We start from the raw sequence: 25087 nt of genomic DNA on the forward strand, positions 1-25087 counted from the left end.
GGGGGCGTTGCAGGGATGCCGGGCGGATTCGCGAGGCCCCACCGGGTGGGATGACTTGCGGATCTGGTTGCGAGCATCCTCTGCGATCGGCCTCTCCGCACCCGGCTGCCCGAGGTTTCCGCCGATGCCCATCGGTCCCGTCCTGTCGCGGCTCCGTCGGATCCGCCTGCTGCGATCCTCGAAGACCCGGCCACGCCGCCGGGCGATCTCCCCCTCCGCGGAGCGGCTCGACCTCCGCCAGCTCCTGTCGACGATCTCGCTCGTGTCGGCCTCCACGGCCGACTCGAAGGGGGTGACGATCACCTACGACGCCGCCCCGTCCGACGGCCCCACGCCCCTGATCGGCGTGTTCCGTTCGGCCGACCCCGCCTTCGACGCCGGGGACCGCCAGGTCGGGCCGTCGGTGGCGTTGCCCGCCTTCGACGATGCGGGCCGGCCCTCGACCGAGCCCGGCCGCCATCGGATGACGATCCCGGTCGCGGGCGGGCTGGCGATCGCGCCGGAACGCCCCTTCGTCCTGGTCGTGGCCGACCCCGGGTCATCCACGGCGGGGCAGGCGGGCGAGGTGGCCTCGTTCCGCAAGGCGTCGATGGCCGTGGTGACGCACGGCGGGCTCCAGTCCACCAAGGACAAGAAGCACGGCCCGCCCTGGGCCCGGCAGATGGCCCGCAAGCTCCGCGAGGAAGGCTACGACCGCGTCCTCGTGTTCAACTGGGTCGCCCAGAGCAGCACCCCCGGCGCCGCGGCCAAGCAGGCGCCCCGGCTGGCCCGGGCGATCCGTCGATCGGCCGACCGCTTCCCGGACGGCGAGCCGGTCGACCTCCACCTGATCGGCCACAGCGAGGGGGCGGTCGTCAACACCCAGGCCATCGTCCGGGTCATCCGGTCGCGCCGCCCCGAGATCGAGGCCGGGTATCTCCAGGACACGCTCCTGGACCCGCACGCGGCCAACCCGCGCTTCCCGGGCCGCCAGTACAGCACGGCCGGGCCGGTGGGCTGGATGGCCAAGCTGGCGATCGACAACTACCAGTCACGGGCCCGCGATCCCCTGGTCTTCATCCCGAAGGGGGTCGACTCGGCGCAGGTCTTCTACCAGCAGACCCCGGCCGATCAGGACCGTGGGACCAACGCCGGCGTCTACAACCTGTGGGGCCAGGTCCCCGTGCCGGGGACGGCCGACTACTTCAACCTGACCCCCGCCGGGGTCGTCCATTCGGGCAAGTTCGGCGTCGCCCGGTGGTACGGCCGCCACATCGTCCCGTCCCTGGGCGACGGGGCGCCGGGTTTGGACCAGAAGACCCTGAAGGCGGAGCCGGACGGCCCGGTCCTCTCCGGGAGCAAGGCCACCTATGCCGGGACGGCCGAGCCGGGCGCGACCATTCGCTTGACCGCCGCCCGGGGCCAGGATCGATTGGTGCTGGTCGCGAAATCGGTGGTCGGGCGCGACGGGTCCTGGACGGCCACGACCAGGCCCCTGGCACCCGGGGTCTATCGGGTCATCGCGGCGACTCAGCCGGCCGGATGGACCCGCGAGGGCGGGCAGGCCATCCCGACGGCCCCCCTGGGCCCGCTCGTGATCGGGCCCGGCAAGGCCCGGGCAGCCTCGAAGGATCGTTCGTGATGGATGCGGTCGGCCCCCGGATCCCGCTGGGCCGACCCTCTTGGATTCATGCCAGGTGGCGGTCGGCTTCGGGCAGGAGGCGGGCGAAGTCGAGCTTGTTGGGGCAGGCGGCGCGGGCCGCTTCCAGGTCGGCGCCCGACCAGTCGCGGGCGGCCTCGTCCATGGCGGCGTACTGGCGGCGGGCCTCGGCGCGGATGCCGTGGTGCTCGTGGTAGGTGAGGAACCGGGTGAGGTTGCCCAGCTCGGCCTTCGTGCCGGCGGCCTCGGAGCAACGGCCGTCGCAGTCGGCGCACAGGGTCGGGCCGAACGACAGGGCGACGTCGCGGAGTTGGAGGATCTCCGCCATCTTCATCGGCTCATAGCGCCGGGCGGCGTCGGAGTCCTCGCGGAGCTGCTCGGTCGACTTGATCGACACGCACGAACCGCTGATCCGCTCGTCGGTCCAGATCGCGTGGAGCAGGGCCTGGTAGGGGGACAGCTTCTTCTCGGCGAGCATCGGCAGGCGGCGGGCCACCTCATCGCGGACGTTGGCCTTGAGGGCGTCGGTGAACTGGCCGGCGACCTGCTTCATCGAGATCAGGCCGATCCCCCGGGCATGGCAGGCATCGATCGCCTTGTTCAGGGGCGAATCCTTGTCCAGCCACGGGGTGTACTGGAGCATGATCGCGTCGGCGATCCCGGCCTCGGCCGCCGCCTGGAGCAACTGGGCCCGGGCGGGGTGGTGCGTCGAGAAGCCGACGAAGCGGACCTTGCCCGACTTCTTCAGGGCCTCGGCGGTCTCCTTGAACTCCTTGCCCCGGGCGTACTCGATCGACTCGTCGACGCTCTTCTCCTTGTCGCCCAGCCCGTGCATGAAGTAGAAGTCGAGATAATCGGTGCCTAGGGCCTCCAGCCGCTCGTCGACCTTGGTGAGCATCTGCCGGGGGCTTTCGATCTCGTCCTTGGTGACCAGGACGATCTGCTTGCGGACCTCGGGCGACTGCTCGAACCACCGCCTGAAGCCGGGCTCGGTGCCATAAACCTTGGCCGTGTCGAACGTCCGCACCCCGGCGGCGAACGACTGGCGGATCATCCGGTCGAGCGTCCCCCGCTCCCGGAGGGCGCCGGAGCCCATCTCCAGCATCGTGATCTCGACGCCGGTCTTGCCCAGCTTCCGCATCGGCAGGACGGCCGGTTTGGCCGCCGGCCCCTGGGCGGTCGCGGCCGAGCCGGCGGCCAGGGTCGCGGCCGAGGCCACCGCGCCGGCCTGGAGGAACGTGCGGCGATCGGTCGCTTGCGTTTCTTCTCGGGACATCGCTCTCGACTCCTGCGGGACGGGGCCGGATCGGGCGGATGATGGGCTCCCCGGCCATCCTAACCCGATGCGGAGCCCATGCCCACCATTGTTGGACAAATGCTGGAGACCCGCCTCAACCGCCCCGATCGCCGGGGGAGAACTTGACCGATCCCGGGCTGATGAGGGTCTGCGTCTCCTTGATGATCTCGGAGAGCCTCAGGACGGTCAGGGTGAACTCCGTCAGGGCCTCGCGTCCATCGGCCTCGACCCAGACGTAGCAGGATCCGGAGTGCCCGACGAAGCAGGCGTCCCGCGGAACGTCCCGCTTGCGTCCGGTGCGATACCAGCCGGGGCGGATCGCTGCGAGTTCGCGGAGGATGATCTCCACCTGGCGCGAGGTGTCGCGGGCCAGGGGGGAGCGTTCCTCGATCGGCGATCGCGGGTCGGTGAAGAACCGCTCGTCGTTGGTGCTGACGACGGCGCGGTCGAGGGCGTGCGGTGAGTGGTCGCGGGACGGATATTGGGCCGCGAAGAAGGCCGCCGTCTCCTGCTGGATGTCGGCGTTGTCGGCGATCTGCCCCTTCAACTCGTGGGCCAGCTCGTCGAGGAACTCGGGGCTGGGCATCTTGTCCTGCCCCTGGGCCCGCTGGTAGGCGATCCGCAGGAGGCGTAGGGCCGTGGGCTCGATGACCGGGGACATCCCCCACTGGGCCACGGCGGTCCGCGTGCCGAACAGCTGGGGCTCGGTCGCCCCCAGGTCGATGTCCACCAGCGCCCCGCCGGAGATCGAGTCGGTGATCTGCGTCGTCCCCTCGCGCAGGCTGATGTGCCAGGGCAGGGCGGACGGATTCGCGGAGAACGCGGCCAGATTATCGAGCACCTGCTGATACTGCAGCGCCGGCAGGGTGCTCCCCAGGTTGGTGGTCCGCTGGCGCAGCCGGGCCCCCGTGCATCCGGGCAAGGCGATCAGGACGAACAGCAGTGCGGCCCAACTCAAGCGCATCGAGGCAACCTTCCGGCATGGGAGGGATGGTCCTGCGGATTGTATCGGCCGGGATGGCCCGGTCCGTGAGTCGAGCGACATCGAACGCCGGTCGCGAAGACCGGACCCTTCCCTTCGCGTCATCCCCCCTCTATGGTGGGTCGATCGTGCGGGATCAGGATCTCTCGGGGCGAGATCGGGGCAATGATGGACGATCCGGAGCTGTCCGAAGTCACTTCGATCCCGGAGGAGCTGCCGGGGGCCGCCCCAGAGGGCCCGGCGCCCGAAGTCTCCTTCGTGATCCCGGCCGCCGTCGAGGAGACGATTGCCACCGACGACCCGATCATCGAGCGGGAACTGCCGACGGCCAGCGGGCCAACGACGGGCGTCGACGCGGCCCCCGTCCTGGAGGCTCTGCAAAACCTGGGCGGGTCGATCCTGGGCAAGCTCGACGAACTCCGGACGCAATTCGATCGCGAGATCCGCGCCGAGAGCACTCGCGAGAAGGTCGTGGACCGGCTCCACGCCGAGTTGCAGGAATACAAGCAGGGCCTCCTGATCGGCATCCTCCGCCCCGTGTTCATGGACCTGATCCAGTTGCACGACGACATCGGCAAGATGGGGGCCGGCGACGACGATCGGCTCGCCTCGGTGCGGCAGGGGATCGAGGACATCCTCTACCGCCAGGGGGTCGAGCCGTTCAGCCTCGAAGGGGACGCCTTCGACCCCCGCCGCCAGCGTGCCCTGTCCACCATGCCCAACGACGACCCGGCCCTGGCCAAGACGATCGCCGCCCGCCTGCGCAAGGGGTTCCAGGCCGGCGACAAGGTGATCCGGCCCGAGATTGTCGCGGTCCACGCCACGCCCCCGCGACGCGATCCGTAGCAAAACCTGGGATCGGGCCCGCCGGCCGTTGTCCTCTCCCCGACGGGACGACAGGCCGAGGTCGCGAGGCCCATGGAATCGGAAGCATTCCCGCGCCGTCCGAAACCGGGCGATCATCGCCGGGATCGCCGGGCGGAGGCGACGCGAGCACGAGGCTGCGGCCGCCGTCCGGGCCGTCCCCTGGTTCGACCCCGACCCGTCCGCCCGCCTCGGGGACGCTCGTCGAGCCGGATGCCGCGCAGGCCGCCCTGGCATCGCTGCCGGAAGCCCGGCGCGAGGCCATCGTCGCCCGCCTCCGGGGCGGGCAGATATCCGGACAGATCAGGGCGCAGGCCGGACCCTCGGCCAGTTCCGCCCATCAACCCGATCAGGCGGGATTCGTCTCGCTCCGCGAACGCCTGGGGGTTCGCCATGCCTACGGACCTCGCCCCGACCGACGGAGGGCTGAATGCCTCCGCCGCCGATCTCGCCGCACTCCGGCCCGCCCCGGCCCGTTCGATCGCGACCGGGTCCTGTTCGACGCTGGCGAACCGATCCCGACTCACACCGCCCAGGCCCTACCCGATCAGGGCCCGGGTCCAGCCCGGCCGCCCCGGCCCCAAGACAATCGGAGGATCCTTGAATCCGGCCCCGCTCGCTTTCGAGACGTCGGTGATGCCCGATCGCAACAAACCCCTGTATCAATGATCGACGATGCGTTTCGCCGCGAAGGGATGCTCGGTTATAATCCCTCAATTGTGACGGATTGCGGCCCACGGCGGTCGCGCCTGTCCCCGATGGCCCACGGCGGTTGCTCTAGCCTTCGATCATGAGATCAAACCGTCCCCGGCTCCCCACGATCCAACGGACCTCGGGCAGGGATCGATCATGATGGAGACTCGGGAATTGATGATGAATCCTGAGGATAATCGGCCGGTCGCCCTTTTGCACGACCCGGGTCCCTCCCACGCGAAGATCTGGGCCGATCTGCCGAATGATGGCTTCGTCGTCGAGCGGGGCCTCTTCGCGGCCGATGAGGTCGACCAGGTCCGGGGCCAGATCGACGCCTTATTCGAGGATTATGCGAACCTCCCCGCCGGCCACGCGTACGACCTCGATCGCCGGGGCGGCGACGGCGGACCGGGCAACATCCCGGCCATCCGCGACGTGCTCTCGCTCCGGCCGTCGCTCCGCCAGACCCGGGGGATGGCCAGGGCCATCGCACTCGCCGGAGAACTCCTGGGGCGTCCCGCCGAGATCCTCTGGGACGCCGCCATCTACAAGCCCGCCGGGAGCCAGAGCGAAACCCCCTGGCATCAGGATGAGGCCGTCTACGACCTCAACGGCCAGATCCGCAAACCCCGGTCGATGGTGTATTTCTGGATCGCCCTGGATCCGGTCACGGAGCTGGGGGGGACCATCCGGTTCGTCCCCGGGAGCCACATCGGCCCGCTGATGTCGCACGCCTGGCGGCACGGCGACCGCACCTCGTCGCTCGAACTGCAAACCCCGGTCGATCCGGCCAGCGTCGCCTGCGTGCCGCTCGGGGCCGGCGACGCCACGATCCATCATCCCCGGGCCCTCCACGGCACCGGCCCCAACAATTCGGATCGTTGCCGCAAGGCGTGGGTGCTCGGCATCGGCTGCCCCTGGGCACCGGCCTGGCTCCGCCGGATCAATCGCTGGCGGGTCGCCCGCCGCGCCCCCAAGCATGGCGGTTGATTCTCGACTCGACGGATCGACGCCGATCCGGGCGGCGATCGGCGTCGTGGCGATCGGCCGCAACGAAGGGCCCCGGCTGGCCGAATGCCTGGAGTCGATCGCCGGCATCGACCATCTCGTCTACGTCGATTCGGGGTCGACCGACGGCAGCGATCGGGTTGCGCTCGACCTCGGGGCCGACGTCGTCCGCCTGACGTCCGGCCCGCCGTTCACCGCCGCCTGGGCCCGGGATGCCGGCGTCGACCGACTCGCCCAGAGGGCCCCGGGGCTGGACTACGTCATGTTCATCGACGGCGATTGCACGCTCGACCCCGGCTGGCTGGGCCGGGCCGTCGCGGCGCTGGATGCCGACCCCGGGCTCGCGGTGGTGTGCGGACGCCGTCGCGAGCGCGAGCCCGGACGCTCGGTGTTCCGCCGCCTGCTCGACATCGAGTGGGACGTCCCGCCCGGCCGCTCGGTCGACGACTGCGGCGGGGACGCCGCGTTCCGGATCTCCGCCTACCGCGACGCGGGGGGCTATGCCAGGGACCTGCCGGTCGGCGAGGAGCCCGAACTGTGCCACCGCCTGCGGGACCGAGGCTGGCGGATCGACCGGATCGACGCCGAGATGACGAGTCACGACATGGGCGAGGCGTCGATCGGCCCCTGGTGGCGTCGCCACGCCCGCCAGGGGTATGCCGCCCTCGACATCGCGCGACGATTCCCCGGGCCGTCCGGGCCATACCGCCGGCGGGTGCGATCGGCCTGGGTGTGGGGGGTCGCGGTGCCCGCGGGGATCCTCGCCGCGTCCGCGGTCGGCCCCCGCCTGATCGATGCCTCGCCGATCGCATGCGGCCTCGCCGCCGCGATGGTCTACCCGCTCCAGGTCGCCCGGATGGCGCGGCAGGTCCGACACCGCGTCGATGGCCTCGGGCTCCGGCTGGCCTACGGCTTGGCGATCGTGGCGGCGAGTTGGGCCCACCTCGCCGGCCAGGCCACCTACCTGGCCGACCGACTCGCCGGGCGGGCGCCCCGCCTGCTCGAATACCGCGCCTCGCGAGAAGCCCCCGCCGCTGAGTGAGGCGGACCGGTCGGGATCAGCCGGCCGGGCAAGGCATCTGGCTGGGCATGGGGATTGCGGGTCGGGTGGCCCGGAGGCGACGGCGCGGGGCCGTCGCCAATCGCGAGCCCACCCACCGAGAGGCCACCATGAACCAGCCCGGGACGCACAAGATGACGGAAGCCGTGCAGGGCCAGGTCCCGCCTTCCGACGCCAATCTTCAGGCAGAACAGGGCCAGTCCGGTCCTCCCCACCCGAGCCAGGCCGAGGTCGCCGAGCAGACGCGGCTCGCCCAGCAGGGCCGGGCCGACGGCGACGAGGATCGGGACGCCAAACTGCTCCAGGCGGGCCGGATCCAGGAAACCAATCGTTGAACCGATCCGAGGACGTCAGGGCCCGCCGCCATCGGCGGGCCCTGGGCATCGGCGGTCCGGCCGATCAATGCCGGAACAGGAATTCCTTGGAATTGATCAGCGCCCAGCCGAGGTCTTCGACCGCCTGGCGACGGTCGGGCGTGGCCGTGATGTGCTTGACGGCGGCGGCCGTCTCCGAGGCGTCCGGGTCGCGGGCCAGCGCCACGAAATAGAGTTCTCGGGCGATCTGCTCGGGCGACAGGTCCGACTTGGCCAGCCGGGCCATCCGCCCGTTGTCGTCGCGGAGCTTGCCGTTGACGGTCGCGCCGCCGATCAGCTGGAGCGCCTGGGAGAGGTTGGCGTCGCTCTCGCGCTCGCACTCGCAGGCCAGCTCGCGGGCGGGGCGGCCGAACGTCTTGAGGAAGGCGTTCTCCAGCTTCCCGTCGGGGATCTGGACCGCGCGGGCCCCGCGGGGCAGGCCATCGAACGGGGTCGTCGTGCCCGTGACCGTGGAGATGGCGTCCAGCAGCACCTCGGCCGGCAGCAGCTTGGTATAGGCATGCGAGAAGTAGGCCGTGTCGTCGGCGTTCAGCTCGTTGGCCCTCGACGCGAGCTGGTAGGTGCGGCTGGTCATGATCTCGCGGACCAGCGACCGGAGGTTGTATCCGGACTTGGCGAAGTCGGTGGCCAGGGTCTCCAGCAGCTCGTCGTTGGATGACGGGTTGGAGTCGCGGAAGTCGTCGACCGGCTCGACCACCCCCCGGCCCATCAGGTGGAACCAGATCCGGTTGGCCATGCTCTTGCTGAAGAACGGATTGCCGGGGCCGGTCAGCCAGGTGGCGAGCCGGGCGCGGCGATCGGCCATGTCCGGGGTGGCCTCCTTGTCGTCGAACACCGGGCCGCCCAGGGCCTTGGGCTTCATCGCCTGCCCGGTCCGGGGCTGCTTGACCTCGCCATCGTCCGAGGCGAAGACGATCTCGTCGCCGGGCAGGCCGCCCGGCTTCCGCTTCACCCGCGAGAAGAAGGCGGCGAAGCCGTAATAGTCGTCCTGCGTCCAGCGCTCGAACGGGTGGTTGTGGCACTTGGCGCACTGGATCCGGACGCCCAGGAAGAGCTGGGCCGTCGATTCCACCGAGCTTTCCGGGTCGCGGCTGATCCGATAATAGTTCGCGGGGGGGTTGCGGAGCGTCGAGCCGTTGGCCGTCAGCAGGTCGCGGACGACCTGGTCGAGCGGCGTGTTGCGCTCCAGGTGCCCTTTGAGCCAGCGGTTCAGGGCATACGTCCCCTTGGGGGCGATTAAACGGCCGTTGACCCGGAGGATGTCGGCGAACTTGAGGGTCCAGAAGTCGACGAACTCGGGCCGCGCCAGCAGGGAATCGATCAGCTTGGCCCGGCGGTCGGGGCTGGTGTCGGCCGCGAACGCCCGGACCTCCTCGGGCGTGGGGAGGACCCCGATCGCGTCGAGCGACGCCCGGCGGATGAATTCGGCGTCGGTCGAGATCTCCGAGGGGGCGATCCGCATCCGGTTCAGCTTGGCGAACACGGCGCGGTCGATGGGATGATCCTGGGGGACCTCGGCCACCTGGAAGCTCGGCACCTGGACCAGGTGCGTGAGCCGGACGTTGGCGACCAGGTCGAGGTAGTGGGCGATGATCGCCGCCTCGCCGGGCCTCTTGAAGGTCACGTGGCCGTCGGCGTCGACGTCGGCGATGTCGGTGTTGGACGAGTTGTAATAGCAGAGGGGGGTGATGTCGCGCGACGAGCCGTCGGCATGGAAGGCGACGACGCTCACCTGCTGGGTCTTCGCCGCGTCGTTCAGGACCCGCGCCCCGGGGCGCATCTCCAGGCGGACGGCCGGCGAGGCCGACGGATCATCGTGGGCCCCTTCGGCCATCCAGTCGCGGAGGACCACATGCGAGGGGGTCTCGCGGAACAGGCGGATGCCCCCCTCGTGGGGGACCAGGCCCAGGGGCTTGGTGAGGATCAGCCCGGCGTCGGCGTTGACCGAGTTGATCCGCCGCCCTTCGACCTCGCGGGTCAGGGTGGTGAAGTCCTGGTCGGGGAGGTAGCCGCGGAGGCTGAGGCGGAACCCGCCCTTGCCGGTGGGGGTGCCATGGCAGGCCCCCATGTTGCAGTTCGCCTGGCTGAGGGCCGGGATCACGTCGAGCCGGAAGCTGACCGGCGCGGGCTTCTCCATCCCAGAGACCACCACCGTCGCCCTCGCGTCGACGCTCCCGCCCCGGGCGATGATCGTGGCGGTGCCGTTGCCGCGGGGGATCACGCGGCCCTTGTCGGTCACCGTGGCGACCTCCGGCTGCTCGCTGATCCACTGGAGGCCGCGCGTGGCGTCGCGGACCGAACCGTCAGGGTCGGTCGCCGTGGCGATCAGCTGCCGGGTCGCGCGGCGCCCGACCAGCGTGGCATCGGCGGGCTCGATCACCACCGTTGAGGGCTGGGCCTCGTCGGCGGCGAGCGGCGCCGGGGGGGCGGCCAGGCTGGACACCAAGAGCAGGGCGGCGAGGGCTCGATGGCGAGGGGCTCGCATGCGGTCGCTCCAGCGGGAAGGTTGAGTTCGGAGGGCGGGCGTGTCGTCGCCTTCGGCGGGGGAGGCCAGGCGCAGCAATCCAGCGTAGGATCCCGACCATACCCGCGGTTCCCCATGATCTTCAAGCGAAATTTAACATTTTCAACGGGCCGACGTTCCGGATTCCCGGCGGGTTCCGGGCAACTACACGCTGGACAAAGGGGGCCCGGCTCGGAACAATGGCGGTTTGCCGATCGAAGAGAGTGGGCGCGACGAGGGCCGGGCCGTGCATGAGGAAGCGATCCGCAAGGCGGACGTGCTGATCGAGGCGCTGGGATACTTCCGCCAGTTCCACGGCAAGTTCACGGTCATCAAGCTCGGCGGCTCGGTGATGGAGAGCCCCGAGGCGCTCCAGGCCTTGCTGGTCGACGTCGTGTTCATGCAGACCGTGGGGATGCGGCCGGTGATCGTCCACGGGGGCGGCAAGGCCATCACCCTGGCGATGGAGAAGGCCGGCCTGGAAGCCCGCTTCGTCCGGGGCCGCCGCTACACCGACCCGGATACGCTCAAGATCGTCGCCCGCGTGCTCGCCGAGGAGATCAACGAAGACATCGTCCGCCACATCAAGAAGTTCGGCGGCCGGGCCTCGGGTCTCCATCACAAGACGCACCAGTGCCTGTACGGCGACCCCATCACGCTGCCCGGCGAAGACGGCCAGCCGATCGACCTCGGCCGGGTCGGCGAGGTCACCGAGGTGGACCGCTCGCCGATCGAGAACATGTGCCTGGCCGGGGTCGTCCCGGTCCTGCCGAGCCTGGCCGAAGACGATGACGGCGGCCTCCTGAACGTCAACGCCGACACCGCCGCCGCCGCCGTCGCCGTGGCCCTGAAGGCCGAGAAGCTCGTCTTCCTCACCGACACGCCCGGCATCCTCGAAGACCGCTACAATCCCAGCTCGCTCCTGCCCAGCCTGACCCCCGACGACTGCCGCGACCTGATCGCCCGGGGCATCATCGACAAAGGGATGATCCCCAAGGTCGAGGCGAGCCTGGCCAGCCTGGCCGCCGGGGTCCGCAAGGTCCACATCCTGGACGGCCGGCTCCGGCACTCCCTGCTGGTCGAGACCTACACGACCACCGGCATCGGCACGGAACTCGTCCTGGAACGCACGGCCGCCGACGCCCGGGCCGCGATGCCCACCGATCGCATCTCCGTGCTCCGCAACGGCCAGTCCTGGGGCGCCGGCTCGATGTGAGCCCCCGGGCCGGATCGCGGGTCGCCGGGGTCGATCGAACCTCGGCGGGCCGGGATCGCTCCGGACCCGATATCGCCCGATCCCGGCCGCTTCGGCCGACCCACGAATGCGGAATGCCGCCCGCTCTTTCGAAGGAGCCGTCCCCTTGTCCCACGCCGCCACCCAGAGCTCGGCCGAGACGATCGCCCAGTTCGATCGCTATGTGGTCCCGAACTACCGCCGCTACCCGGTCTGCCTGGTCCGGGGCGAGGGGTCGGAGATTTGGGACGCGGAAGGGCGGAGGTTCCTGGATTTCTTCCCGGGCTGGGGCTGCAACCTGATCGGCCACTGCCCGCCCCGCGTCGTTGAGGCGGTCCGCGACCAGGTCGGCCAGCTGATCCACGTCCCCAACACCTGGTACATGGAGGCCCAGGGGGCGTTCGCCCAGGCGTTGTCGGAGCGGTCGTTCGGCGGCCAGTGCTTCTTCTGCAACAGCGGGGCCGAGGCCAACGAGGCCGCCATCAAGATGGCCAAGGCCTACGGGCACGCGTCGGGCCGGTACAAGGTCGTGACGATGTTCAACGGCTTCCACGGCCGGACCTACGCCGCGCTCTCGGCCACCGCCCAGCCCAAGTATCACGAGGGGTTCGAGCCGCTGGTCCCGGGCTTCAGCTACATCCCGTTCAATGACCTGGACGCGCTGGCGGCCGCCGTCGACGACCAGACGGCCGCCGTCATGGTCGAGCCGATCCAGGGGGAGGGGGGGGTCAACCTCCCGGCGCCGGGATATCTGGAAGGGGTCCGGCGGATCTGCGACGAGCGCGGGGCGTTGCTGATCCTGGACGAGGTCCAGACCGGGCTGGGCCGGACCGGGGAATGGTTCGGCTACCAGAACTTCGGCATCGTGCCCGACATCCTCACCTGTGCCAAGGCCCTGGCCGCCGGGGTGGCGGCGGGCGTGGCGATCGCCCGCCGCGAGGTCGCCGCGGCCCTGAAGCCGGGGATGCACGCCAGCACCTTCGGCGGCAACCCGATCGCCTGCCGCGCCGGGCTGGCGGCCGTCGAGACGATCGAGGCCGACGGGCTGCTCGCCCGGGGCAAGGCGATCGGCGAGCGGTTCCGGGGCCACTTCGAACGGCTCCGTGGCGAGATCCCCGGCCTGATCCGGGAGATCCGGATCCTGGGCGTGATGATCGGCGTGGAGCTGAGCATCGACGCCTCGGGCGTGGTGGCCGACTGCCTGGATCAGGGCCTCCTGATCAACGCCACCCACGGCAACGTGATCCGGCTTCTGCCGGCCCTGAACCTGTCCGACGAGCAGGTCGACGAGGGCTGTGCCATGCTGGCCGCCGCGCTCCGACGGGCGGGGGCGTCACTCTGATGGGAGCCAGCCCGGTGGTCCGCCATTTCATCGACCTGTTCGACGTCACCGCCGCCGAGGTCGCCGACCTCATCGCGGCGGCCTCCGCCCTGAAGCTCGACGACCAGAGGGGGCATCGCCCGCCCCTCCTGTCCGGCCGGATGCTGGGGCTGGTCTTCGACAAGCCCTCGCTGCGCACCCGCGTCAGCTTCGAAACCGCGATCACCCGCCTGGGGGGGAACGCCCTGTTCCTCAACGGCAAGGATGTCGGCCTCGGGGTGCGCGAGAGCCTCTCCGACTTCGCCCGGGTCATCAGCCAGTACGTCGATGCGCTGGCCGTGCGGACCTACTCCCAGACCACGCTGGAAGAACTGGCCCGGCACGCGACGATCCCGATCATCAACGCCCTGTCCGACTGGTCGCACCCGTGCCAGGCCCTGGCCGACTTCCTCACGATCGGCGAGGCCCTGGGCCCGGTGGCCGGGCGCAAGATCGTGTTCGTGGGGGACGGCAACAACGTGGCCCGGTCGCTGGCCCAGGCGTCCGCGGCGCTGGGGGCGGAGTTCGTCCTGTCCTGCCCGCCCGGCTACGAGTATCCGTCCATCTTCGAATCCCGGTTCGCCGCCGCCTACCCCGGCGTCCCGCTCCAGATCGACCACGATCCGGAGACCGCCGTCGTGGGGGCCGACGTCCTCTACTCGGACGTCTGGGTGAGCATGGGGCAGGAGGACGAGGTCGAGTCCCGCAAGTCCGTCTTCGAGCCCTACCAGGTGAACGCCCGACTGATGGGTCTGGCCAAGGCCGATGCGATCTTCCTCCATTGCCTGCCCGCCCACCGGGGCGAGGAGGTGACCGAGGAGGTTTTGGACGGCCCGAGCAGCCTGGTGATCCCGCAGGCCGCCAACCGGCTCCACTTCCAGAAGGCCCTGCTGGTCTGGCTGCTCAACCGCGAAGGGGCCTCCTCATGACCGCCCGGCACGACGGCCGCGCCCCGGGCGAGATCCGCCCGGTGAAGATCGAACGCGGGTTCGCCCGCAACAGCGCCGGGAGCGTCCTTTATCGCTCGGGGGCGACCACCGTGCTGGTCACGTCCCAGATCGCCGAGGACGTCCCGCCGTTCCTGGAAGGGAAGGGCGTCGGCTGGCTCACGGCCGAATACGCGATGCTGCCCGGCAGCACGCCCGGACGCAAGAAGCGCGGGCCGGACGGCCGCTCCACCGAGATCCAGCGCCTGATCGGCCGCAGCCTCCGCGCCGTGATCGACACCAAGGCCCTGGGCCCCCGGACGATCCACATCGACGCCGACGTCCTGGAGGCCGACGGCGGCACCCGGACCGCCGCCATCACCGCCGCGTTCATCGCCGTGGCCGACGCGGTCCGGACGAAGATCGGGCCCGAGGCGGGCCGGCTGATCCTCCGGGACAGCATCGCCGCCATCAGCGCCGGGATCGTCAAGGGGGAGCCGGTGGTCGACCTCGACTACGTCGAGGACTCGCGGGCCGACGTCGACTTCAACGTGATCCGGCTCGGCGGCGGCGGGCTGGTCGAGGTCCAGGGGACCGGCGAGGGGGGAGTCTTCTCGCGAGGCCAGCTCACCAGCCTGCTCGACCTGGCCGAGTCCGGCATCGACGAGCTGGCCCGGCTCCAGCGCGAGGCCCTGGGCGCCGACTGGCCCTTCGATGCCTGACCTTCGGTCCCCATCACCCCGGCGCGACCTCGTGCCCGTTGAGCCGAGCCGCCCGCCAGGTCCGGCCGTCCCACCGGAGGTCGTTGACCGCGACGAAGTCGATCCCGTAGCGGTCGAACTCGACCGGGCCGGACCCTTCCAGCAGGGCCGTCAGCAGCACCCGGATCACGACGCCGTGGGCGACCACCACGACGGCCTGGCCCCGATGGCGATCGGCGATCGCCGCCAGGGCGGGCACGGCCCGGTCGCGGATCTGGGCGTAGGATTCGCCCCCCTGGTGGGTCGCGTCCAGGTCGTCGGCCTTCCACAGGGCCATCGCCGCCTGGTAGTCGTCCCAGCCTTCGGCCAGGGGTCGGCCGCTGAGCGAGCCCATCCGGCGCTCGTGGAGTTCGGGCACCACCGCCGTGTCCAGCCCCAGTGCCGCGGCGATCGGCGCGGCGGTCTCGCGGGCGCGGAGCATCCCCGACGAGTAGACCGCGGCGATCGGGATTCCGGAGTCGCGCAGGGCGGTCGCGGCGGCCTCGGCCTGGAGATGGCCGCGTGGCCCCAGGGCGACATCGGACTCGGCCCCGTGGAACCGATCGGGGGCGGCGGTCTCGGCGTGTCGGAGGAGCAGAACACGGCTCGTGGTCGGATCTTGCATCGAACGGGCGGCCTCGGGTCGGGGGCGGTGATTCTCGGGAAAAGGGGTTGCCGGGCCGGCCGGCAAGCTCCCATGATAGATTAGGGGTGAAAGACGACGATCGTCGTCGCCCCGGCCGACGCGGGACGTCGGAAGCCTCGTCGGGTCAAGGTGAGCATTATGGCCGCGGAAAGACGATATCGCACCATCCTCCTGTTCGGGATGCCCGGCAGCGGCAAGGGCACGCAAGGGATGGTCCTTGGCCAGTTGCCCGACCTCGTGCACGTCTCGTGCGGGGACGTCTTTCGGAAGCTCCCCAAGTACGGGACGCTGGGCCGCGAGATCGTCGACTTCACGTCGCGGGGCCTCCTGGTGCCCGACGACCTCACGGTGCGGAGCTGGGAGCGGCACATCAAGATCCTGGAACTCCAGGAGTTCCTGATCCCCGAGATCCACACCCTCGTGCTCGACGGCCTGCCGCGCAACTATGCCCAGGCCGAGCGGCTCGATCACATGCTGGACGTGATCCAGATCTTCCACCTCAAGATCGCCGACAACGCCAAGGCGATGGAGCGGCTCAAGTCCCGCGCCCTCCGCGAGAACCGCCTGGACGACACCAACGAGGAGGTGATCCGCCGGCGGCTCCAGACCTACTACGACGAGACCTACCAGACGCTCAAGTTCTACGACCCGTCGCTGATCTACGACGTGGACGCCGGGCAGTCGCCGATCGACGTCCTGCGCGATATCGTCGATCGGCTGTCGCTGATCCAGCGCGAGCGCCGCGAGGCCGTGAAGGCCAAGGCCGAATCGATCTGAACGACTCCCCGATGAGGACATGCCGATGACGTCGGTCCCCGCCGAGATGGAAGCCACGCCGACGCATCGACCCTTCGTCCCGGGATCCGCGGCGATGCCCGAATTGACCTGGACCGCCGTCCTGCTCGGGGCGGTGCTGGGGATCATCTTCGGGGCATCGTCGCTCTACCTGGTCCTCCGGGTCGGGATGACCGTCTCGGCGTCGATCCCGGTGGCGGTGCTCTCGATCACCCTGTTCCGGGCCTTCTCCCGGGCGTTCGGCACCCGGCCAGCGACGATCCTGGAGAACAACATCGTCCAGACGGCCGGCTCGGCCGGCGAGTCGATCGCCTTCGGCGTCGGCGTCACCATGCCGGCCCTGATGATCCTGGGCTACGACATGACCGCCGTCCGGGTCATGCTGGTGGCCGGGCTGGGCGGCCTGCTCGGCATCCTGATGATGATCCCGCTGCGGCGGGCCTTCGTGGTCCGCCAGCACGGGACGCTCGCCTACCCGGAGGGGACCGCCTGCGCCAAGGTGCTGATCGTGGGCGAGCAGGGGGGCTCCAGCGCCCGGACCGTGTTCGCCGGGTTCGGGATGGCCTTCGCCTACCAGTTCGCGATGGAGGCCCTGAAGCTCTGGCAGCCGTCCCCCGGCCGGACGTTCGAGAAGTTCAAGGGGGCGGTGGTCGCCTGCGATGTCTCGCCGGTCCTGCTGGGCGTGGGCTACATCATCGGACACCGGGTGGCGGCGGTCATGGTGTCCGGGGCGATGCTGGCGTACCTGGTCCTGACCCCGGCCATCATGCTCTTCGGCCAGGGTTCGACCGAGCCGATCTTCCCGGCCACGATGCCGATCTCCCGGATGGGACCCCAGGACATCCGCAACGCCTACATCCTCTACATCGGGGCCGGGGCGGTGGCAGCGGGCGGGATCATCAGCCTCCTGCAGGCGTTGCCCCTGATCCTCGCCTCGATCCGCTCGGGCCTCGGCGACCTGAGGCAGTCGGACGGCCGGGCGGCCGGATCGGGCCGGATCGACCGCGACCTGCCGCTCTGGATGGTGGGCCTGGGCTCCACCGGGCTCGTCGTCCTGATCGCCGCCAGCGGGCTGTTCCCCGGCGAGGTCGGGCCGGCCGGAAGGGTGGCCGGGGCGGCGATGATCGCCCTGTTCGGCTTCCTGTTCGTCACGGTCTCCTCGCGTCTGACCGGCGAGATCGGCTCGTCGTCCAACCCGATCTCCGGCATGACCGTGGCCACCCTGCTGGCGACCTGCCTGATCTTCGTCCTGCTGGGCTGGGTCGGGCCCGAATACCGGATGGCCGCGGCGTCGATCGCCGGGATCGTCTGCGTGGCGGCGTCCAACGGCGGGACGACGTCGCAGGACCTCAAGACCGGCTACCTGGTCGGGGCCACGCCCCGGTCGCAGCAGGTGGCGATCCTGGTCGGGGCCCTCTCCTCGGCGGTGGTGATCGGCCTCGTCCTGCTCCTGCTCAACAAGGCCAGCACGGTCGTGACCGAGAAGCCCGAGCATCTGCCGACCGTCTCGGCCCCCTCCGACCTCGCCCGTTCCGAGGAAGGCCCCGACGGCAAGACCTACAAGGTCTGGTGGGTCGTCGACCCCCGGCCCGGGGCCCAGCCGGGCAAATACCTGGTGGACGACTCGGGGAAGGCCAAGTACCTGATCGACCCGGCGATCAACGGCCGGATCGACGTCCGCGACGACGGCACCAAGGTCACCAAGTACGACGCCCCCAAGGCCCGACTGATGGCCCTGATCATCGACGGGATCATGCAGGGCAAATTGCCCTGGGGGCTGGTGATCCTGGGCGTGCTGATCGCCGTGCTGATGCAGCTGTCGTTCGTCCCGGCCCTGGCGTTCGCGGTCGGCGTCTACCTGCCGTTCGCGGTGTCCGTGCCGATCTTCGTGGGCGGGATGATCCGCCTGGCCGTGGATCGGATCAAGCGGACCCCGCCCGAGGAATCCGACGCCAGTCCGGCCGTGCTGCTGGCCAGCGGCTACATCGCGGGCGGGTCGATCGCGGGCATCCTGATCGCCCTGCTGGCCCTGACCCCGGGGCTGGCCTCCATGATCGACCTGTCGGGCCGCCTGCCCGCCTCCTGGAGCGAAGGGGCCTGGCCGTCACTGGGGGCCTTCGGCGTGATGGTGGCGGCGCTGTTCCTGTGCGGCGTCGGCGTCCTGTTCCGGGGCGACGGCCTGCCCGCCGGCATGGAAGGCGAGATCGAGGTCCGCGAGGAAAACCTCTGATCCGCCCGGAATCCCACACCCCTGGAGAGGTCGCCCGATGAAGTTGAGTCGAAGGATCGTCCTGGGTTTCGCCGCCGCGCTGATGATGACGGGAGGGATCGTGCCAGCCGACGAGGGGATGTGGGTCTTCGACAAGCTGCCGCTCAAGCACCTCAAGGACACCTACGGCTTCGAGCCGCCCGCCGGGTGGGTCGACCACCTGCGGTCGTCGGCCGTGCGGTTCAACAGCGGCGGCTCCGGCTCGTTCGTGTCGGCCGACGGCCTGGTGATGACCAACCACCACGTCGGCGCCGACACGCTCCAAAAGATCAGCACCAAGGAGAAGGACTACTACAAGGAAGGCTTCCTGGCGAAGACCCACGCTGAGGAGGTCAAGGCCCCCGACCTGGAGCTGAACGTCCTGGTCGGCATCCAGGACGTGACCGACCGCGTGAACGCGGCCGTCGAGCCCGGCATGGACGACGCCAAGGCCGCCGTCGCCCGCCGCGCGGCGATGGCCGCGATCGAGAAGGAATCGCTCGAAAAGACCGGCCTGCGCTCGGACGTTGTCACGCTCTACCAGGGCGGCCGCTATGCCCTGTACACGGCCAAGAAGTACACCGACGTCCGGCTGGTGTTCGCCCCCGAGTTCGACGCGGCATTCTTCGGCGGCGATCCGGACAACTTCGAATACCCGCGCTATTGCCTCGACGTCTGCTTCTTCCGGGCGTATGAGGACGGCAAGCCGGTGAAGCCGGCCCACCACCTCCGCTGGAGCCCCGACGGGTCGAAGGAAGGGGAGCTGACCTTCGTGGCCGGCCACCCCGGGCGGACCAGCCGCCTGTTCACCGTGGCCCACCTCGAATATCTCCGCGACCACAGCTTCCCGCTGCTCCTGGAGATGCTCCACGAGCGCGAGTCGTTCCTGCTGGACTACGGCAAGCTCGGCCCCGAGCAGCTGCGGCAGTCCAAGGAAGAACTGTTCGGCTACCAGAACAGCCGCAAGGCCCGGATGGGCGGCTTGAAAGGGCTCAAGGACCCGGCCGCGATGGCCCGCAAGGCCGACGCCGAGAAGGCCCTCCGCGCCTCGATCGACGCCGACCCCGCCAAGAAGGCCGCCTACGCCGGGGCCTGGGACAAGATCGCCGGCTCCAAGAAGGTCGCCGCCGAGATCCTGCTGCCGTACAGCTTCCTGGAGCGCGGGTTCGCCTTCGACTCCCACCTGTTCGGCGTCGCCCGGACCCTGGTCCGGCTGGCCGAGGAGAAGGCGAAGCCCAACGGCGACCGGCTCCGCGAGTATCGCGACACCGCCCTGGAATCGCTCCAACTGGAGCTGTTCTCCTCGGCCCCGGTCTATCCCGACTTCGAGAAGGCCAAGCTCGCCCGGTCGCTCGCCTTCTGGAAGACCAGGATGGGCGCCGACCCGATGGTCGATCGCGTCTTGCGCGGCCGGTCCCCCGAGCAGGCCGCCGCCGACCTCGTCTCCGGCTCGCGCCTGGCGGACGTGGCCGCCCGCAAGAAGATCGCCGAGGGCGGGCTGCCGGCCATCACCGACTCCGACGACCCGATGATCAAGCTCGCCCTCGCCGTCGACGCCGACGCCCGCGCCCTGCGGAAACGGTTCGAGGACGAGGTGGAGGGCGTGGACACCGCCCAGTACGCCCTGATCGCCAAGGCCCGGTTCGCCGAGCTGGGCGAGTCCACCTATCCCGACGCCACGTTCACGCTCCGCCTCGCCTTCGGCACGGTCAAGGGGCTGGAGGTCGACGGCAAATCGATCCCTGCCTACACCCAGATCGGCGGCGCCTTCGATCATGCGAAGGCCCACGGCGACAAATCGCCCTACGAGCTGCCGCCGAGCTGGTTCGCGGCCCGGAACTCGGGAGGGCTGAAGCTCGACACCCCGCTCAACTTCATCTCGACGGCCGACATCATCGGCGGCAACTCGGGCAGCCCGGTCACGAACCGGGACAACGAGGTGGTCGGGCTGATCTTCGACGGCAACGTCGACTCGCTGGTCCTGGACTTCGCCTACGACGATCGCCTGGCCCGCGCCGTGTCGGTCGACTCGCGGGGGATCATGGAGGCCCTGCGATCGATCTACTACGCCGAGGCGCTGGCGGCCGAGCTGTCGGCGAAGTAAGTTTTGCGAACCGGCCGCGGTCGGGCGTTTTTGCTTGACGCGGCCGGGCCCCGCGGTTGAGATGGGTCGCATCCAACCCATCTCATCCCGCCTCGCCCCTCGCCCCTGGAGGTCTCGCCCATGCCCGAGATCGACCGTCGGAACTTCCTCCAGAATTCCGCGGCCCTGGCCGCCAGCCTCTCCGCGTTCGAACTCGCCGCCACGGCGAGCGCCCGCGCCGCGGCCCCGGACGATGCCCCCGCGGCGGACGGCAAGAAGGTCTCCGCCAACGACCAGCTCCGCGTGGCGGTGCTCGGGGTCAACGGGCGGGGCATGGACCACGTCAGCAACTACCTTGCCCTGAAGGACGCCCGGATCACCACGATCTGCGACGTCGACCAGAAGGTGATCGGCAAGGCGAACAAGATGATCGGGGCCAAGTACGGCTCCGAGCCGAAGTACGTCCAGGACCTCCGCCACGTCTTCGACGACCCGAACATCGACGTCGTGTCGATCGCCACGCCGAACCACTGGCATGCCCTGGCCACCATCTGGGCCTGCCAGGCCGGCAAGGACGTGTACGTCGAGAAGCCGGTCAGCCACAACGTCTTCGAAGGCCGGAAGATGGTCGAGGCCGCCGAGAAGTACAACCGGATCGTCCAGACCGGCACCCAGTGCCGCAGCCACAAGGCGGTCCAGGACGCCATGGCGTTCATCGCCTCGGGCAAGCTCGGCAAGGTCTACATGGCCAAGGGCCTCTGCTACAAGACCCGCAAGTCGATCGGCCACAAGCCGGACGGCCCGGTCCCCGAGGGGCTGGACTACAACATCTGGACCGGCCCGGCCGAGATGAAGCCGTTCAACCCGAACAAGCTCCACTACAACTGGCACTGGGTCTGGAACACCGGCAACGGCGACCTCGGCAACCAGGGCATCCATCAGATGGACCTGGCCCGCTGGGGCCTGGGCAAGCGCGAGTTCCCCAAGGCGGTCCAGGCGTCGGGCGGCCGGTACGGCTACACCGACGACGGCGAGACGCCGAACACCCTGAACGCCTCCTACGAGTTCGACGACTCGCTGCTCCAGTTCGAGGTCCGCGGCCTGCCGACCAACGAGGAGCTGGGCGTCAAGGTCGGCAACATCTTCTACGGCAGCGAAGGTGTGCTGGCCATCGCCGGCTACAACGAGTGGCAGACGTACATGGGCTATGACATGGAGAAGGGCCCCGGCGGCAAGGGGGGCGGCAACCACTACGACAACTTCCTCAAGGCCGTCCGCAGCCGCGATCGCAAGTCGCTGGCCGCCGACATCGAGGAAGGCCACCAGTCGAGCGCCTATTGCCACCTCGGCAACATCGCCTACAAGCTCGGCCGCAAGCTCCACATCAACCCGTCCTCCGAGTCGTTCCTGAACGACCCCGAGGCGGATACGATGCTGACCCGCCCCTACCGCGCCCCGTTCATCGTGCCGGCCAAGGTCTGACCCGACCGGCCCGCCTTCGAAACCAACCGACGTCCGCCGATGGGATCGAACCCATCGGCGGACGTCGTCGTTTCTCAATCCATCCGATCCGGATCAGGCGACCACGGCGGGCTTGTCCCGGGCGGCGGGGCCGCGGAACGGGTGGTCGATGTAGTAGCGGGTGAACCAGGCGGAGGCCATCGCGGTCCACTTGCGGATCGCGAGTCCGTCCCAGTCGAACGCCGAGCGGAGGCGGTCGCGATCCTTGAGGGTCTCGCGAATGCTCTCGGCGCCCCGTTCCAGCGATCCGGCGATCACGGGGAACAGGGCTTCCGGGTGATCGTCGGGGCAGAACCGCACCCCCTTGTACGGGTCGAACAGGCTCCGCATCGGACCCCAGTCGGCGGCGAAGACCGGCGTCCCGGTGGCCAACGCCTCCAGGATCGGCAGGCCCGCCGCCTCGTTCTCGCCGAGCAGGATCAGGCCGCTGCTCTCGGCGTAGGCCCGGTGCAGGTCGCCCGGCCCGGAGGCGTCCAGGAACTGGACCGCGGGGCGGAGCGACTCCGGGATCCGATCGCGGGCCGACGCGCCGGCCGGCCCGGCCACGACGAGCTTGATCCCCGACCGCCATTCCAGGAGCCGGGGCAGCGCCGCCACGATCCGGTCGAACCGCTTGCGGGGGTCGGCCGCATCGCCCACGAACAGGAGCTTGGGCTCGCGGACCAGGGGCCCGGCGCGATGGACATTGAAGTCGCAGCCCAGGGCCGACGGGTGGCAGTGGTTCCGCCCGGGGGCCTGCGACTGGATCACCGCGCGTTCCCAGGGGGAGATGCAGACCACGGCATCGGCCCGGTTCGCCATGCTGCGGTGGACCGAGTCCGTCTGGATGGCCACGGCTTCGGGCAGGGGCCCGACCCAGGTCGGCTGATAGACGGGCGTGTAGACCATCGGCCGCTCGCCCAGCTCGCGAAGGACCAGGGCATGGGTCGCTGCGTTGGACCAGCCCAGGGTCTCCACCAGGTCCCAGTCGTGCCGGCGGAGCAGCCCCGCCAGGCTGGCCGAGAACGAGTCGAGCGACCGGGATGAGGTGAGGCCGGGCCCGACGTGCACCGGGATGCCGTGCTCGCGGCCGAACGCCTGGATCGGCGCGACGTTCTCGGGGTGGGTGTCGTCGATCGCGAATTCGAAGGCCACACGCTCCGCGAGCCGGGAGGAGAGTTCGAACAGGAGGCGGCCGACCCCCGAGCACGCCGGCGTGGACGAGGACAGGACCGAGAGCACGCGCATCCGGGGCGAGGCCTCGGGTCGGCGCACGGCCGGATCCGGGGCCCTGTGGCCGGGGTCGCGTCGGAGGGTGGGGACGGGGGCCATCGGATCGCTCCACGGATCACGGGGGAGGAATCGCGCCTCGACCTCGGCGCGTCGGGGAGGTCAGGCCCGCTCGGCTTCCAGGGCGGTGAAGTGCACCGACGGCCGGCCCGTCGCGCCGCGATCCCGCGTCATCAGGGTATCGACGTGCTCTTCCAGGACGGCGAGCCGGCGGACCATCGCCACGTAGTCCCAGCCGAAGGCGAGGGCCGCCGGGAGCTTGTTGGACTGGTCCTCGTGCCGCTGGCGCAGCTCGTTCAGCTCGTTCCGGAGCGTCCGGACCTCGTGCTCGTTGTGGTCGAGCCGATGGGCGAAATGGGTCAGGATCTCGACCAGGCGCTGGCACATCGGCAGGATCGCCTTGCGGGCCGCGCGACGCACCAGATTCTTGAGCTTCGAGCCGCCCGCCGTGTGATGGTAGAAGACGAGGTGTTCCATATCGACATCCCTTGAAAGGGGCCAGCGACCTGGCCGGTAACGGATCGCGAAATGATGACAGGTGATCGGTCGGGCCGGCTCAGGCCGGGATGGCTTCCTGGATCAGGACCTTGGCGAGCTTCTCGGCCAGCAGCGCCAGCCGGTACGCCTCGGCCGCGGTCCCGGCCCCGCGTCGGGGTTTGGCGGCGGCGCGGGCCAGGGCCCGCTCGATCCGGGGGGAGAGGGCGTCGATGTGGAAGTCCCGCTCCACGACCGCCGCCGCCCGCCGCCCGATCGGCTCCAGGTCGATCCGGCCTTCCATGATCGAGGCCAGGGCCTCGGCCACGCCGCGGGCGCTGCGCTGGATCTTGACGCAATGGACCCCGTGGACGAGCCACTCGCTGATCCCGCAGGTGTGCGAGATCAGGGGCACGCACCCGCGCCAGGCCGCCTCCAGCGGGACGAGCCCGAACGGCTCGCGCTGCCAGGTCGGGAAGGCGAACGTGTCGTAGTCCCGGTACGAATCCTGCAATTCGGCCTGGGGCTTGAAGCCCCGGAAGTGGACGTGGTCGTGGAGCCCGAACCGGTGGACCATCGTCGGGAAGGCCTGGTCCTCGACCTTGCCGTAGATGTCGACCTGGAAGTCGTCGTGGCCGAGTTCCCGGAGGAGCGCCGCCCCCTCGATCAGGAGGTCGACCCCCTTGGAGGAACTGATCGAACCGGCGGAGGCGATCCGCAGGGTCTGGCCCGGCCGGTAGTAACGCTCCCGGGCGGGGGGCTTCTCGCCGACCACCCAGTTGGGGAAGATCTCGACGCGGTCGCGGAGCCGGACCCCGCCGGCCTCGACCTCGTCCACGAGCTGGCGGCTGCAGGCCTGGAACTCGCCGTCGAGCTGGCGATTGAACTCGCCGCACAGCTGCTTGTGGACCTGGCCCATGATCCGGCAGATGGTCACCGGGATCTCGTCGCCGAGCTGCCAGACCCAGGGCACGCCCATATGCTGGAGGGTCGCCATCACACCGATGCCGCCGACCGCGACGATGTTGTGGACATAGGCGGCGTCGGGCTGGAAATCCTCGATCTCCCGCGCCAACGCGTGGACGTTGAACGCGTTGACCATCGACGATTCGGCCTGTTCGAGGTAGGCGGTGACCGGCCGGTTCCTCGCGCCGAGGTAGCCGTTGTAGACGTCGGTCATCTGCCAGACGCGGCGAACGTGGGGGATGTGCGGCACCGGCGTCCGGGGTGCGGTGGTGACGACCCGGACGTCGTGGCCCAGCGCGCGAAGGGCGTCGACGGCCTGCTTGCAGGCGACCTCGTAGCCGCCGATGTAGTCGGGCGGGTACAGGTTACTCAGCGCCAGGATCTTCACGCGGCCGTCTCCTCTGT

The 25087-nt window shown here is 70.0% G+C and carries 20 protein-coding genes; 13 read left to right on the top strand and 7 right to left on the bottom strand.

From position 1 onward, the window contains the following. The first annotated feature begins 124 nt into the window (after window positions 1–124). Window positions 125–1621: a hypothetical protein gene (locus TA3x_RS15665; protein ID WP_435015589.1), complete on the top strand. Its 1497-nt coding sequence runs from the start codon at window positions 125–127 to the stop codon at window positions 1619–1621. A gap of 46 nt (window positions 1622–1667) precedes the next feature. On the opposite strand, the gene TA3x_RS15670 is transcribed toward TA3x_RS15665, so the two are convergent. Beyond that, window positions 1668–2915 carry an aldo/keto reductase gene (locus TA3x_RS15670; protein WP_435015590.1) on the bottom strand — a complete coding sequence of 416 codons (1248 nt, stop codon included), beginning with the start codon at window positions 2913–2915 and terminating at the stop codon, window positions 1668–1670. Window positions 2916–3030: 115 nt separating this feature from the next. Further along, window positions 3031–3900, bottom strand: a complete 870-nt coding sequence (locus TA3x_RS15675) for a hypothetical protein (protein WP_435015591.1) — start codon at window positions 3898–3900, stop codon at window positions 3031–3033. Between the two features lie 183 nt (window positions 3901–4083). Here TA3x_RS15675 and TA3x_RS15680 point away from each other — a divergent pair, with 183 nt between their 5' ends. The 4 genes from TA3x_RS15680 to TA3x_RS15695 all read left to right on the top strand — a co-directional run bounded on the left by TA3x_RS15680 (window position 4084) and on the right by TA3x_RS15695 (window position 7878). Beyond that, complete coding sequence (locus TA3x_RS15680; protein ID WP_435015592.1) at window positions 4084–4764, top strand: nucleotide exchange factor GrpE; 681 nt, start codon at window positions 4084–4086, stop codon at window positions 4762–4764. Window positions 4765–5631: 867 nt separating this feature from the next. Then, on the top strand, window positions 5632–6465 hold the full coding sequence (locus TA3x_RS15685) for a phytanoyl-CoA dioxygenase family protein (RefSeq protein ID WP_435015593.1): 834 nt from the start codon (window positions 5632–5634) through the stop codon (window positions 6463–6465). Continuing rightward, complete coding sequence (locus TA3x_RS15690) at window positions 6455–7525, top strand: glycosyltransferase (protein ID WP_435015594.1); 1071 nt, start codon at window positions 6455–6457, stop codon at window positions 7523–7525. The genes TA3x_RS15685 and TA3x_RS15690 overlap by 11 nt, the downstream gene beginning before the upstream one ends. 128 nt (window positions 7526–7653) lie before the next feature. Then, complete coding sequence (locus tag TA3x_RS15695) at window positions 7654–7878, top strand: hypothetical protein (protein ID WP_435015595.1); 225 nt, start codon at window positions 7654–7656, stop codon at window positions 7876–7878. Window positions 7879–7942: 64 nt separating this feature from the next. Here the strand turns inward: TA3x_RS15695 and TA3x_RS15700 are convergent, their stop codons facing one another. Then, complete coding sequence (locus TA3x_RS15700; protein WP_435015596.1) at window positions 7943–10402, bottom strand: DUF1549 domain-containing protein; 2460 nt, start codon at window positions 10400–10402, stop codon at window positions 7943–7945. A 265-nt stretch (window positions 10403–10667) separates the two neighbouring features. Here TA3x_RS15700 and argB point away from each other — a divergent pair, with 265 nt between their 5' ends. The 4 genes from argB to rph all read left to right on the top strand — a co-directional run bounded on the left by argB (window position 10668) and on the right by rph (window position 14662). Further along, window positions 10668–11636, top strand: coding sequence for an acetylglutamate kinase (argB, locus tag TA3x_RS15705; RefSeq protein WP_435015597.1), 969 nt, complete (start codon window positions 10668–10670; stop codon window positions 11634–11636). A gap of 106 nt (window positions 11637–11742) precedes the next feature. After that, window positions 11743–12996, top strand: a complete 1254-nt coding sequence (locus TA3x_RS15710; RefSeq protein WP_435015598.1) for an aspartate aminotransferase family protein — start codon at window positions 11743–11745, stop codon at window positions 12994–12996. Then, window positions 12996–13943: an ornithine carbamoyltransferase gene (argF, locus tag TA3x_RS15715; RefSeq protein ID WP_435015599.1), complete on the top strand. Its 948-nt coding sequence runs from the start codon at window positions 12996–12998 to the stop codon at window positions 13941–13943. The genes TA3x_RS15710 and argF overlap by 1 nt, the downstream gene beginning before the upstream one ends. Beyond that, the gene (rph, locus tag TA3x_RS15720) at window positions 13940–14662 is read left to right on the top strand and encodes a ribonuclease PH (protein ID WP_435015600.1); all 723 of its coding nucleotides are present in this window, start codon (window positions 13940–13942) and stop codon (window positions 14660–14662) included. Before argF ends, rph begins: the two co-directional genes overlap by 4 nt. Window positions 14663–14675: 13 nt before the next feature. On the opposite strand, the gene TA3x_RS15725 is transcribed toward rph, so the two are convergent. Next, window positions 14676–15305, bottom strand: coding sequence for a histidine phosphatase family protein (locus TA3x_RS15725; protein ID WP_435015601.1), 630 nt, complete (start codon window positions 15303–15305; stop codon window positions 14676–14678). Between the two features lie 159 nt (window positions 15306–15464). Between TA3x_RS15725 and TA3x_RS15730 the strand changes: the two genes are divergently transcribed. The 4 genes from TA3x_RS15730 to TA3x_RS15745 all read left to right on the top strand — a co-directional run bounded on the left by TA3x_RS15730 (window position 15465) and on the right by TA3x_RS15745 (window position 21934). Continuing rightward, window positions 15465–16103, top strand: a complete 639-nt coding sequence (locus TA3x_RS15730) for an adenylate kinase family protein (protein ID WP_435015602.1) — start codon at window positions 15465–15467, stop codon at window positions 16101–16103. A 94-nt stretch (window positions 16104–16197) separates the two neighbouring features. Further along, window positions 16198–18351, top strand: a complete 2154-nt coding sequence (locus TA3x_RS15735; RefSeq protein WP_435015603.1) for an OPT family oligopeptide transporter — start codon at window positions 16198–16200, stop codon at window positions 18349–18351. A gap of 37 nt (window positions 18352–18388) precedes the next feature. Then, the gene (locus TA3x_RS15740) at window positions 18389–20473 is read left to right on the top strand and encodes a S46 family peptidase (RefSeq protein ID WP_435015604.1); all 2085 of its coding nucleotides are present in this window, start codon (window positions 18389–18391) and stop codon (window positions 20471–20473) included. 120 nt (window positions 20474–20593) lie between these two features. Beyond that, window positions 20594–21934: a Gfo/Idh/MocA family protein gene (locus TA3x_RS15745; RefSeq protein WP_435015605.1), complete on the top strand. Its 1341-nt coding sequence runs from the start codon at window positions 20594–20596 to the stop codon at window positions 21932–21934. Window positions 21935–22027: 93 nt separating this feature from the next. Here the strand turns inward: TA3x_RS15745 and TA3x_RS15750 are convergent, their stop codons facing one another. The 3 genes from TA3x_RS15750 to TA3x_RS15760 form a co-directional block, all read right to left on the bottom strand. Then, entirely contained in the window at window positions 22028–23227 is a 1200-nt protein-coding gene (locus TA3x_RS15750; RefSeq protein WP_435015606.1) for a glycosyltransferase family 4 protein, read from the bottom strand. 117 nt (window positions 23228–23344) lie between these two features. Beyond that, entirely contained in the window at window positions 23345–23719 is a 375-nt protein-coding gene (locus TA3x_RS15755; protein ID WP_435015607.1) for a hypothetical protein, read from the bottom strand. Window positions 23720–23798: 79 nt separating this feature from the next. Further along, window positions 23799–25070, bottom strand: coding sequence for a glycosyltransferase family 4 protein (locus TA3x_RS15760; RefSeq protein WP_435015608.1), 1272 nt, complete (start codon window positions 25068–25070; stop codon window positions 23799–23801). Window positions 25071–25087 lie beyond the last annotated feature (17 nt).

Origin of the sequence: Tundrisphaera macrotermitis, assembly GCF_051175315.1 — a bacterium.
Lineage (GTDB): Bacteria > Planctomycetota > Planctomycetia > Isosphaerales > Isosphaeraceae > Tundrisphaera.